The sequence below is a fragment of the Paenibacillus peoriae genome, assembly GCF_022531965.1.
Lineage (GTDB): Bacteria > Bacillota > Bacilli > Paenibacillales > Paenibacillaceae > Paenibacillus > Paenibacillus polymyxa_D.
In genome coordinates this window covers 2,934,207-2,946,829 of the sequence record NZ_CP092831.1, presented here as the reverse complement: position 1 = coordinate 2,946,829, position 12,623 = coordinate 2,934,207, and the positions used below count along the sequence as shown (strand labels likewise).

At 40.8% G+C, this 12,623-nt stretch carries 7 protein-coding genes and 2 pseudogenes; 1 reads left to right on the top strand and 8 read right to left on the bottom strand.

Annotated features, from left to right (window positions below):
* Positions 1-183: 183 nt before the first annotated feature.
* The 4 genes and pseudogenes from MLD56_RS12760 to MLD56_RS12745 all read right to left on the bottom strand — a co-directional run.
* Complete coding sequence (locus MLD56_RS12760; RefSeq protein WP_029515212.1) at positions 184-1,065, bottom strand: LysR family transcriptional regulator; 882 nt, start codon at positions 1,063-1,065, stop codon at positions 184-186.
* A gap of 247 nt (positions 1,066-1,312) precedes the next feature.
* Entirely contained in the window at positions 1,313-2,164 is an 852-nt protein-coding gene (locus MLD56_RS12755; protein WP_029515214.1) for an aldo/keto reductase, read from the bottom strand.
* A gap of 79 nt (positions 2,165-2,243) precedes the next feature.
* Entirely contained in the window at positions 2,244-3,473 is a 1,230-nt protein-coding gene (locus MLD56_RS12750; RefSeq protein ID WP_029515215.1) for a multidrug effflux MFS transporter, read from the bottom strand.
* Between the two features lie 69 nt (positions 3,474-3,542).
* Positions 3,543-4,120 (bottom strand): annotated as a pseudogene (locus MLD56_RS12745) (alcohol dehydrogenase catalytic domain-containing protein); the annotation flags it as partial.
* A gap of 297 nt (positions 4,121-4,417) precedes the next feature.
* On the opposite strand from MLD56_RS12745, the pseudogene MLD56_RS12740 reads away from it, so the two are divergent.
* Positions 4,418-4,969, top strand: a pseudogene (locus MLD56_RS12740) (TetR/AcrR family transcriptional regulator).
* 1,430 nt (positions 4,970-6,399) lie between these two features.
* Here the strand turns inward: MLD56_RS12740 and MLD56_RS12735 are convergent.
* The 4 genes from MLD56_RS12735 to MLD56_RS12720 all read right to left on the bottom strand — a co-directional run bounded on the left by MLD56_RS12735 (position 6,400) and on the right by MLD56_RS12720 (position 12,611).
* Complete coding sequence (locus MLD56_RS12735; RefSeq protein WP_029515219.1) at positions 6,400-7,737, bottom strand: DUF418 domain-containing protein; 1,338 nt, start codon at positions 7,735-7,737, stop codon at positions 6,400-6,402.
* Between the two features lie 209 nt (positions 7,738-7,946).
* Entirely contained in the window at positions 7,947-10,760 is a 2,814-nt protein-coding gene (locus MLD56_RS12730; RefSeq protein ID WP_029515221.1) for a M14 family metallopeptidase, read from the bottom strand.
* Positions 10,761-10,861: 101 nt separating this feature from the next.
* Positions 10,862-11,866 (bottom strand): LCP family protein, encoded by a 1,005-nt coding sequence (locus tag MLD56_RS12725; RefSeq protein WP_029515222.1) that lies wholly within the window; start codon positions 11,864-11,866, stop codon positions 10,862-10,864.
* A 46-nt stretch (positions 11,867-11,912) separates the two neighbouring features.
* Positions 11,913-12,611, bottom strand: a complete 699-nt coding sequence (locus MLD56_RS12720) for an SGNH/GDSL hydrolase family protein (protein ID WP_241113293.1) — start codon at positions 12,609-12,611, stop codon at positions 11,913-11,915.
* Between the last annotated feature and the right edge of the window lie 12 nt (positions 12,612-12,623).

Here is a 12,623-nt window from a genome sequence, read left to right as displayed (position 1 = left end):
AAAATGCCCCCTCTTCTTGTTGTTGAACAATGAATTACGCCTTTTATTTATTAAACATAAACAACTTTACCTGCTAAATAAAAAAAGTTATTTATCAGTAATATTTAAAGGCTTCATTCAAGCTGCACCTTTAAGATATCACTAGATAAATAACCTTATCCAATACCTATAATCTATGTTTTATTATGCTTGTGAGGCATACTTGATTAATTGAATTAAGTGAGAAGTAGCCTGGTTAAAAATCTTGTGTTTCTTCCAAACAATAACACAACTAAATTTGAGTTCTGGAAAAAATGGTCTGAAGCAAAGATGTTTTGAACCTGTCATCGCAAGAGCACCTTCAATACAAATAGCAGTTCCCATACCATTATCTACAAAATTAACTATGTTAGAAATTAAGTTGTATGTGGCTAGAACATGTATATTTTCATATTCATCAGCAAACCAATTAGCAATTTCATTTTGTACTGTTGGACGACTAGAAAGAAGTAAAGGAACTCCAACAAGATCATTGGGAGTAACATATTCTTTTTGTGCAAGAGGGGATGAAGCCTGTGTTAGAATTCCCCATCGTTCCTTTTGAGGCAATCTGATGAAATCGTATTTTTCAATATTTATGGGCTCTAATAAAATCCCAATTTCAAGTAATCCTTTGTCTATTTTTTCCTTTATATCATCCCCTGTTCCGCTATAAATATAATAATTAACCTGTGGATACTCTTCATGAAAAGCTTTTAATGTTTGAAATAAATAATGCGATGTTAGTGATTCGACGCTTCCTATAGAGATAGTCCCTCCAACCAGATTATTTTGATCTTTGAATTCTCTCTCTGTTTTATCCGCAATCGTTAGGATTTCTTCTGCCCTCTGACGTAAAAGCATGCCAGCATCCGTTAATGACACCTTTTTTTTACCGCGAATAAGCAATTGAGTTCCTAAATTTTTTTCTAAGTCAGCTAATTGTCTGCTTAATGTCGGCTGTGTTACATGTAGTACATTTGCTGCATGCGTAATACTTTCCAAACGAGCGACTGTAAGAAAATAACGAAGCACTCTTAACTCCATGTTTCCCCCTGTTGACAATATGTGCTTAAGAAAAGATTCAATATGTCCTAGTAATTAACTTACCATCTTAAATACCGTTCTTTCAGTTTACTTTTTCACACACTTCTCTGCCATTATAACCATTAATCAGTTCTATATGCATATGTTTATATGTGGAATTGAATCGATATATGGGAAGGACTTGGGTACTGTTACGTGAACATAGTGTTGTTGGGTTTGAGCATTTTGTGATAAGGCCTCCCCAAAATTAGTTGCGAATTTTCATGTTGCTGAGCCGTTCCACGTTTTCAGGATCGTGAAGGGATAAGATTAAACTCTCTTTGGAATCCAACGTAGCAATCCTTTCCATATCTTCCCTACTCATTTCAAAGTTAAAGATATTAAAGTTTTCGATAATTCTTTCCTTATGAACGGACTTTGGAATCGCAACAATTCCTCTTTGTATCAACCAACGTAAAGCAACTTGAGCCACGGATTTATGATGTTTCTCAGCTATTGATGCCAATACTTCATTTTTGAAAATGTCATTTTTCCCTTCAGCAAATGGTCCCCAGGACTCAATCTGAACATGGTGATCCTTCATAAATTGAGCATTTTCTACTTGTTGTGTAAATACATGCGTTTCAACTTGGTTTACAGTAGGAACGATTTCATGATGAACGATTAAATCCATCAGGCGATCATTTAGGAAGTTACTTACGCCGATTGCCCTGATCTTCCCCTCATGATATAATTCCTCCATCGCACGCCATGAACCATGGATATCGCCAAAGGGCATATGAATGAGATACATATCCAAATAATCCAGTTGCAGTTTTTTCAGTGATGTTTCGAATGCTTTCCTAGCACTCTTGTAACCTGCATCCTGAATCCAAAGCTTTGTTGTAACGAATATTTCCTCTCTGGGCACGCCACTCTGCTTGATGGCACGACCGACTGCTTTTTCATTGCTATAAACAGCAGCGGTATCAATCAAGCGGTAACCTTCCATTAGGGCATTACAAACCGATTCTTCGCATACATTTTCATCATCAATTTGATAAACCCCAAATCCGAGTATCGGCATCTCGACACCATTGTTTAGTGTAACACTTTGCATTTTAGATCCTCCTGTTTTTTATACTCAAGTCTTAGAATGCTGGGGCCTCGCATAGATCTTAATGTTCGCAAGCGATTGGTTAAGTATTGGATTCAAGGCTATTTTTGGTACCGGATAATTTTTTTATCCCTTTAACCAGAATGAGATAGGTAATTATAGATAATAAACTTGTAGAAAAAATAATAATTCCAAAAGGTATAGCAGAATTTTCGCCTGCAATTCCCACAAGTGGAGACGTAACGGCACCTAATGCGAATTGTAAAGTGCCGAGCACGGCGGACGCGCCCCCTGCAATATGCCCCTGCGATTCCATTGCTAATGTAAAAGAGATGGGGCCAATGATCCCAATGGATAAAGCGAATAAGAAGATCGAAATAAACATAGCTGATAATACTCCATGTACTAGTACTATAAATAAGACTGCAGCAGAAGATATAAACGCTAGTATTATTCCGATCAAAAACAATCGACTTTCCGTTACCCGGTCTGCAAGCAGTTTGACGAATTGAGATCCCAAGATAATAGCAAGGCCATTCAACGCAAAGAGGATTGAAAACAGTTGCGGCGACACGCCGTATATGTTTTGATAAATAAATGGGGTACCTGCAACATAGGCAAAAACACCTGCGAACAATATGCCATTGACTAGAGCATACCCTATAAAAGACCGCTTTCGGAATAAGCTATTATAATTTTTCATCAACGCACGGGGACTGCCTGAAATACGTTGTTGTACAGGTAAGCTTTCCTTTAACCCCCATATGGTTATCCCAGTTAACCCTATGCCTAGCACCCCTAAAAATATAAATACACCTAACCAAGAGCTGTATGACATAACCGTACTTCCAGCCGTAGGGGAAATTAACGGTGCCACATTGCTTATCATTGTCAGCAACGATATAAACTTAGTCATTTCAATCCCACTAAACCGATCTCGAACAATAGCGCGCGAAATAACGAGTCCAGCGGACGCAGCAACCCCTTGTATAAATCTTAAAGATATAAACCATCCTATGCTTGGTGCAAAAGCGCATCCAATAGAGGAAAGGATATATAGTATCATGGAAATCAACAAAGGCTGGCGTCTTCCATAAATGTCGCTTAAAGGTCCCATTATCAACTGTCCTAGCCCTAATCCTAACAGACTAGTGGTTAAACTCGCTTGAACCGCAGTTGCGCTTGTTCCAAAAAAAACAGCGATTTGCGGAAGTGATGCAAGATACATATCGACGGTAAACGGCCCCAACGCCGAAAATATGGCCAATATTAGAGCAAAACCGAGAGAATTTTTTTGGGTCTTATATTTCATTCCTTTTACTCCTATGATTGTTTTAATGCTTTCTTTAAACTAACGCATTTGCTTTAGATGTTATGGGTTTGTTACTTCTGCCCCCATAGAATGAGCGATCTCACACCATGTGTCCGAGTCCACCAAATCCAACGACCGCTATATTTTTGCCGGAATCAACACCCCAATGGCGCAGCGGCGGATACGTTGTGATCCCAGTACATAAAAGTGGAGCGGCGACATCAAGATTAATGCCGTCTAGAATTCGAACCACGAAATCCTCCGTTATTACAACGATATGGGTGGAATAACCTCCCTGCGTATATTGTCCATATCTATTGATGACTCCGTAGTCCATTAAGACAATATTGCTCCTTTCCTCTACGGCAACTCTCCCACTCTCCACAGGAATCAACCATACAGCCAACTCCTACTCGGTTACCAACAGTATACTTTGTGACTTCCAAACCAATCTGGGCGACAATTCCAGCGTGTCCTGGAACGGGAGGATATTGGACTGGCTCTCAATCCCCACGGGCAGTATGGATGTCAGAGTGGCAAATACCCGCATACTTGATCTCAATGAGAATATTATGCGGCTTAAGATCCCTGCGCTCAACTGTAGAACCTTCTGGACCGAACACAGCACGCGCATTAGCATTAATCATATATAACCTCCAATGAATAGAATTTTTATCAGTTAGCTATTTAGAAATTAGTAATGATTATCCACACTTCTTTATTAAACACTATGTGAACACCCTCTTTTCTAAATTTAAGTTCTCCTTTTTTAGGTAAGTAAGCCACGGAGAGCGAATAAACAATACTGGTTGTTTTATCAACTTATGTCTATTATTATAAAAAAAGAAACCTAAGTTCAATGGATAAAAAAGCGCAATTTGTTGAAATAGCAACATCATCACGAAAAGTGTTCATTATTTTGTAGATCAGGGGGAAAAGACAAGATGATTAAAGTGGATCGGAGAATCCTAAAAACGCAAGAATCCTTAAAAAAAGCCGTTATTGAACTGATGGCTGTAAAAAACTTCGATGACATTACCATTCAAGACATTGCAAACAAGGCAAACGTAAACCGCGGTACAATTTATCTTCATTATCAGGACAAATATGATTTATTAGATCAAATCATGGAAACACACATTAATGAATTAAAAAAAGTGGATACGTGGGCATGTCAGATGGAGTGGGCTGATGCTCTTGTTCCATATTTCGAGTACTTTGAGAAAAATTTTTTGCTTTTTTCAACCATGCTAGCTGCATCAAAAGGTACACCTTCATCTTTTTGAACGCGGCTACTTGCTTATTTCATGGAAGGATTCAAAGGGGAGATTGACAAAGAAAGCGGGAAAAATACGGAATTAATCGAAGATGTGAGGTTGCAATATGCTAGGACTGCTTATGTAGGGGTCATTGAATGGTGGATTCGAAATGGAATGCCCTATTCACCGCAAGTCATGGCCACGCAAGTTGGCACCTTGTTAGAAAGAAGTTTTTAATCGGTATTATATTCTGTAAAGAAAATGGCCTTTTCCCTTTTCAATAAAGGTCACAGTATACAACGAAATACTAAAACAACGGCAGCCGATTGGCTGCCGCTTCTGCTTGTTTTTTCATTTTTTTTGTTAGAGTTTTCATATTCTTTCTCGGTTACGTTTTCTAACCGGTCTGTATCACCCCAGTGTGAGTACTAAGTATACAAATCCAACTATCCTTCGTAACCCATGCCAATATTTTACGTTCGGTGGAATGTTCACCACATCGCCTGTTTTAAGGAATTGAACTGGTTTTCCGTCTACTTGATACCAACCCTCTACTCCAGTAACTAATAAAACTTGCCCAACATAATGAGAGTGCTAGTTATTACGGGCGTCTGATGCAAAAGTTACGTTTCCGATAGCTTTATTGAGGGAGACAGGATTGTTAAACACCAATTGTAAGAAGGCGTTAGCGATAAAGTTTTTTCTTCTTTTGACCCGACGGTAAAGATGGGGCTATTTCTTAAGTGCTCGTACGGCACTGTCAAAAAAATACCTATGATGGAGGTTAATACAAAAAAATCTGTGATATTAGAATTTGAATCATTGTGTCTTGTATTGAGTTAAAAATCTCTAAGTTCAACTTCTCTATCTTGCCAACTAGCATCATGCTCTAACGAACAAAGAAATTTTTAAAGCTGCGGGTATTAATGAAAAAGAGAATACTCGTCTTATAAAGAGATGCTTGATGTGGGATAAAGATACAAATATCATCTGGGGTTTTAGGGCTCTCATACCACAAAAAAGAATTTCTAATTATCAAAGAAAAGCCCAAACTTCTGTGGACTTAAATGCTCGGTCATTCTGATCCCAAAACAACCACACTTTACACCCATATTAAAAACGACGAGCAAAATCATACGGTTGAAGATATGGATTCATTCGAATAAAGCAGGCATTTATGCGGTCATTTTGAACGCCTTTAATCTTCATTTTAGAACTAATAGCATAAAAGTCACGGTAGACCGAATTTTTTAAACTTTCATAGTAGTGGATTATAAAACCTGAATCTTCTACACTTTAATTGGACAAAAAAATTAAATGTAACAGATACAAAACATCGATATGTATTGTAGATTGGAACAAAAAATAATCATGTCATTCCACAAAGTAACTCTAACTATAGCCGCCCCTTTAAATATTACAAATTCTTCGAAAGAGGCAAACTTGTTGTCATTCTCCCCTAAATATAAAAAAATCCTGATATTATCAGGACTTAGTTGGGGTAAACTTGTTGTCATTGTACAACATAGGCAATACTTAAAACCTGGAAATAAATAACTAAATTCACAAAACCTTTATTTTTTTATCTGTTGTGATTTTGATCAGTCCGTTTTAATTGAAATCCGATGTTTTCTATGACTATAAATATAGAGTATCAAGAAGGCTATCTACTTTACTGTTTGTGAGACTGGTTGGGTAGGGCAGAACAATCGGTCAAAACGGCGCATCAATCCTTCAAGCGGACCAACAGAAAGCTTAGCAAACAACAATCCCAGCAACAGTGTAACAACTGCAACTATTACGTCGCCGAACGGAACTCCGTCCAGACTGTGCCCAATCTTTGCCAGATACAGAAACCAAACTATTACAAATTGAATGGCATACATGGTCAGAGCCATACGTCCGACTGCTGCAAAAGGCAATAATACAGTAGAGGCTTTTTTGGATATGAGACATGCAACGCCCAATACCAAGAATGAAATTCCTAATCCTATCATCGTTTGGAAGGTCGAAGCGGTGTGCGGAGCCGACTGCAAGAGCATATGCCACATTGGTGATTCCGTATTAAGCGGCCAAATTGCGTATTCATCCGGTGGCTGTACAGGAGCAACTCCTTGCATCCTTACCAGCCATTGTTCAAAGTGGAGACTCCAATTCGGAAGTACAAAAGCAGCCAGTGCTTTGCCAATAACAAGCATAACGATACCACTGCCTGCGAGTATGAGAGCTGTGCGTAATCTGGTCAGGTCAAAGCGGCCAATGGCCATACCAGTAACAAATGCAGGGATCAAGGCGATAGCAGACATTGGACCTCCTGCAATATCACCAAGAAGATAAGCTTTTGAGAAAATACTTGATCCCAGAATCATTAGCGGCGGGGCTGTCACGAGCAAAACTGCTGCTGTTGTAACAATGGTGCGGGTCGAACGGCGAAATAACATAAGGGCCAGCACAAACATAGCTGAATAGGCAGGCAAAATGATGCCATATGGAGTGTTCAGCATAATAAGCAAATAACCAATAATATCAACAAATACTGCACGGGCTAGCATTCGCGCACGGAAAGCGGCCGTATCCGCTCCCCGTTCCATCATGCGCTGTGCCATAATGGAATAAGATATCCCCCCGCACAATACGAATAATAGTGTCGTGTTTCCGGAAACAATCGCAGAAACGTTTGGGTTCGATCCGAAGTGCTGCAAATACATTCCCAGCACCGCCATTCCTCGTACTGCATCAAGTGCTACAAGACGCCCGGTGCCCCGCCTTCTTTTCGACTCTTCTACAGAGCTTCGAGAAGGAATATCGGTTTGTGTAACGTCGTAGGATGAATTGGATATACCTGCTGTATCTACTTCTTTATCATCTAATTTATTAGCAACCGTCTTTTCATTTACTTGATTTTCATTCAATTGGCTATTTACGGAAAAGGCTCGTATTTTGATATTGGCCTCTTCCTCATACTCTCTGACGGATCTGCTTATCAGTTTGATACTGCTTAGCAACTTGCATTCCTCCTTGAAAATCCTGGACTCGTATTTTTCATCAACCCGCATGTACAGGATGATGTTACGCTATAGTCCAATATATCCTGCAGATGTCGCTAAAGTTTGATCAAGTTGTAAACAAAATGTCACAGTAGGCGAAACCGTTTTATCGCGAAAACAGCCTTATTCACAGTTGATCACTGGAATAATGCTGTTTGCAAAATTACTTAGGATTTGCTGGGAACAGCATTAAAAATGGAATTGGCCAGCAAACGGAATTGTTGCTGCGAATGAGCACCATTGGTGAGATCATTAGAGAACACAGTAATATTCTTTTTGTTTTCTATATAGGTGAAGGCCATAATCTTTCCTCTTGCAGCATCGTGACCTGGCCACCAGCCCGCTTTGAAGAAGTTTTCTTTATTACTAATGGTTGCAAGAATTTTTGCAGCTTTAGGTAGTTTCGTAATGTAAGAACCTGTAACGGTGTAGAAGTATTCTTCGTTATCGTAAGGGGCTGTAATCACATTATCCTGTTTGACATTCGCTAGGAAGACCCCTTCGTATCTTTCCCATGTCGGTCCAGCAAACGCAAATTGAGGAATACAGTTTTTCACGTTACCCATCCCCATATTTCCATAAGCAATGTATGGTTTCCCTTTCTCGACAAGTTTATCGGAATCGAATGTATTCACCAACACATCGGCATGCTGCTGATCATCGGTCACTTTAAAACCGAGATTTTTGAGCACATAAGCCGATTCGCCGAGAGCGGCTACCGTAGAAGGTTTAAGAACTTTACCAACGGGTTTGTTATTGCCGAATGCCGTGACATCAAGATAGTATTTCGAGGCCAGCGGGTTCAGATCATCATAGGCGACTGCAAAGTCACCCGCTTCATATCCTGTTCCGCTTTTGGATAGCATCGTAACCACTTTGCCGGATTTAAGCAATTCATTAACCGTTTTGATGGCATCGTTATTGGTGTTTAGGATTAAGACATAGGCAGAATCATTCGGCATTGGTGTGGCCGGAATCGATACGGAAGTCACCGGAGAAGTTTTGCCCGCAAACACTCCGGTTTCTCTAACCACATCACGTTCAAATCCTCGCAGGACAGGAAAATCCTGCACAATCTCGCCAGCTACGGAAGCATAATCTGAGACGTTAATACCATCATATAAAACCATGTTTGCAATGCCGTGTTTGGCCTGGTGCATATTTATGATAAATGAACCCGCAGGGTAGGTTTTGCCAGCAGTACTTACAGCTTCTGTCGAGCGTTCAACCGTTACTCCATTGCGGATAAGATATTCAATCATCCGATAAGCTTCCAGCGGATTTTTTTGAAGACTCTTATCGATCGGCAAAACGTAATACTCAGGAAAAAAATTCTCATTACCGTGACGAGGGCGGCCAATAACTTGATTTTTGACATTGACTAGATACCGATCTACGGCATAATCATCGATGTTATTGATTCCACGTTCATATACTTTTAGCTGGTTCAAAAATAAATTTTCTTTCTTTTGCATAACATAATCGGTTGCTGCAGCGACACTATAATACAATGCTTTGGTCGACTCTTCATTCGATTCAGGTGTTTCCAGCGTATGTCCCATTGCACCATGGTGCATGGCGAAGACAGCTGTATAGGCTGGAGACGCATCGTCCCATCCTGAAGAAGTCCCCTTGGAAACATATTTAGGATTTTCGACTGTTTTACGATGTTCTTCATAAGGAATATGGTAGTAATCATACTTTGTGTTTGCTATACCTGCTTCACCCATCGCTTTTGCCTGTTCTACCATGTTATCCATAAGCAGATCGTATTCAATATTCGGATCGTGAGGCGGTGTGCTAGGCTCAATCAGAAAATTCTTATCAAAGCCATGCAGATCTAGGAAAGAAATCGGCGACCACTTGGCAATTTGCTCTGTAACACTGCGTGTTTCAGGCTGGGTTTGATAAGAATTATCCCGATTCAAGTCAAAGTATTCAGCATTATAACGTTCGGTATGCACCCTTCCATCTGGATTTTCCGTATACAGGAACAGGAAAAACACATGTTCAAGCGCATCATCCATATTCAGAGTGACCGTACTCGATTTTCCATTGGACGAGGTGGTCTTGTACGTAACATTTTTATCGAGAGCCATGGTCTTAAAATAATTGATAATCGCATCAAAGCCCGGCGCTTCATTTGGATGAATATTGTTGATCCAGATGGGCACTTGATAATCTCCGAATGCACCTGATTGAATATCGTTCTCCAGCTTTGCAGGATCATTCAGCATGGCAGGATGAGTTACATTCTGATATTTGTCAATCGTTGCTTGATCTTTGGCAACCACAGTCATATACATATCGCGGCCTTCAACGGATTTGCCGATCGACATCGTTTTAATGTATCTGTCGTTTTTTTGAGCTGCTTGTGCCGTAATCGCATCAATCTCCGGCTTCAGTTCATCATACGTACGGAAGCTGTCGTATGGGACCAACTTAATGGGGGCCTGGGCAACGGTTTTGCCGTTGACTGCTGCAGCCAGTTCATAGGTTCCCATCAATGAGGCGTACAGTGGACGCTGTAGACTCGGTTCGGCAAGATTTTCCGTACCGTAAGTAAGACCAAAATTGATATTGGCAGTGACTTCTCCGTTTTCTGCTTTGACCTGAGTAACGGTGATAAAGGGGGCGCCATTATAATCGTGATCCTTGTACGATTTCCATTCCGATAATGGCTTGCCACCATAAGTCCAGCTTATTTTCTTTATATTGGTACCCTTCGGAAGCTTAAATCTAGCTTTAATGGTTCTTTTCTTCGTCATGGATGCCAGATTGTTATCCAATTTCAGTGTCGGGATATTTTTAACCTGCGTTGAGATTGTTTTTGTTGATTGACTCTGTTTATCGTTTAACAACGTGCTTTCTGTACGTTGTGCAGCATCAGCCATAGCCATGTGCGGAGCAGTGATCTCCAGAAGCATGGCGGCGGATATGGTTAACGCCAAGCAGAACCTTACTATTGGTTTTGTACCCATTCTTTTTCCCCCTATGGATAACCGGAAGACCATGTTGTGCTCATAAAGAGCATTTAACAGACTATTGTCCGGCAAATTACGATTTTATATATTGTCCAATCCTATTCAAGATCTGTTTTCTGCCCGGAAGGATTGTCTGTCATCGAATGAGAAGCGTCGGAGTTTATGGTACTTTGCACAAATTGCTTCAAATCAGTTCGACTTTTTACATCCAGAACAGCTGCTTTGCCCACATAAGTTTCTTTTAATAGCTTCATTGGCGGTATTTGTTCATTTCCCTTTAACGTACTTTGATACCCTACCGAAGCCAAATTCCACATATCGGAGACTGACAAATTGGTATCGATATACGGACTGATTTCCTCTAGAATGGAAGGAAGCTTCATAATGGAAGTCGTTGTTTTGACCTTCTCGGCTAATGCCGTAATAAATTCGCGCTGTCTTTCTGTTCTGGAATAATCGGACATGGCATCATGACGAAAACGAACATATTGAAGCGCCGTTTTGCCGTTGAAATGCTGCTGTCCCTGCTTTAAATTAATATCGTACTCATGCAGATCGGCCTTGCTTTCATAGTACATATCCTTTTCGACATAAAAATCGAGTCCGCCTACAGAGTCCACGAGTTTAATAAACCCCTGGAAATCGGTATATACATAAAAATGAACAGGCACCCCCAGCAATTCACTGACTGCTTTCATCGCCGTATCCGGCCCATGCGTAACAGCCGTGTTGATTCGGTTTTTGCCGTATCCGGGAATATCCGTATAAGTGTCACGCAAAATCGAAAACACATGGATATGCTTATCGGTAGGATTCAACGAAACAACCATCATGCTGTCGGATCTGGGTACCTCGCCCTTGTCGCTTCCACGGGCATCCACACCCATCAGCAAAATATTGACAGGCTCAGTTCCCTCCCATGCTGGAGCTTCCAGAGCTTCGGTATTATCGGTGCTTACATTAATGAACGGGGAGTTTGCCGGAGCCTTATTAAATCCTTCCAGCCCTTTGTAAATCGAAAAGAAATAATAAAAAATAAAGCTTACAGCAGCGACCACAAGTAACAATGTTACAATTAATATCCTCTTTTTCCTCTGTGTCATGTCATTCTTCCTTTCCGAATTATGAACGCGCCTGTCCCTTCTGTATTTAAGATTTTTGCAAGGCTGCTACGAGGAGTGAAGTGTAATATCGGCTACCCCCTGGTTTTAAATGGACGCCATCTCTATAAAAGTATTCATCTTTGCCTACACTGGCCGAATACCAGTCCACCACGCTGACGTTGCTAAACTCATCGGCAACCTGTGCAATCGTGTCATTCACCGTGTTTTGCCATCCTTTCGGAACCCGGGTGGTGAGCAAGATTACCTGTCTGGCTCCAGAAAGGGATTGCAGTACGTCGTGCAGTTGGTCTCTGCTAAACGGACCATTGGTGCCGAGTTCGATAATGACTTGGTCTCCCAGTTTGCCTTGGGTGGCTAATTCATTAATGACTTTTACAGCTTGAGACATCTGCCGGCCAATCTTGCCGTCTACCGTCATATTCGGAAGCTGCTCTTTTAAATAAGGCTCAATTCCGACCGTAACCGAATCTCCAATCATCGTGACGCCCTCGCCGTTTAAGGACGCGGATGGTTGAGCTTGTTCTCCGCTGGTACTGGAAGCCCCAGGCTTTTGTGCAGCAGGCTGCATCGCATCAAGATTGTATAGAGAAGAATCCTTGCCGCGTGGTTCGTTATCATCCGAATTTTGCTTTGAATGTAGATGGAGGCCTATGGCTCCTATGACGATAAGAAGAATCATAAAACCCCATAATGCCCTCACTTTTCTGACATTTTTTTTGTTCATACCTAGTTCATC

Coding starts and splice junctions, on each gene's coding strand:
- MLD56_RS12730 (WP_029515221.1), bottom strand. CDS start 10,760: ATGGGTACAAAACCAATAGTAAGGTTCTGCTTGGCGTTAACCATATCC.
- MLD56_RS12760 (WP_029515212.1), bottom strand. CDS start 1,065: ATGGAGTTAAGAGTGCTTCGTTATTTTCTTACAGTCGCTCGTTTGGAA.
- MLD56_RS12725 (WP_029515222.1), bottom strand. CDS start 11,866: ATGACACAGAGGAAAAAGAGGATATTAATTGTAACATTGTTACTTGTG.
- MLD56_RS12755 (WP_029515214.1), bottom strand. CDS start 2,164: ATGCAAAGTGTTACACTAAACAATGGTGTCGAGATGCCGATACTCGGA.
- MLD56_RS12750 (WP_029515215.1), bottom strand. CDS start 3,473: ATGAAATATAAGACCCAAAAAAATTCTCTCGGTTTTGCTCTAATATTG.
- MLD56_RS12720 (WP_241113293.1), bottom strand. CDS start 12,611: ATGAACAAAAAAAATGTCAGAAAAGTGAGGGCATTATGGGGTTTTATG.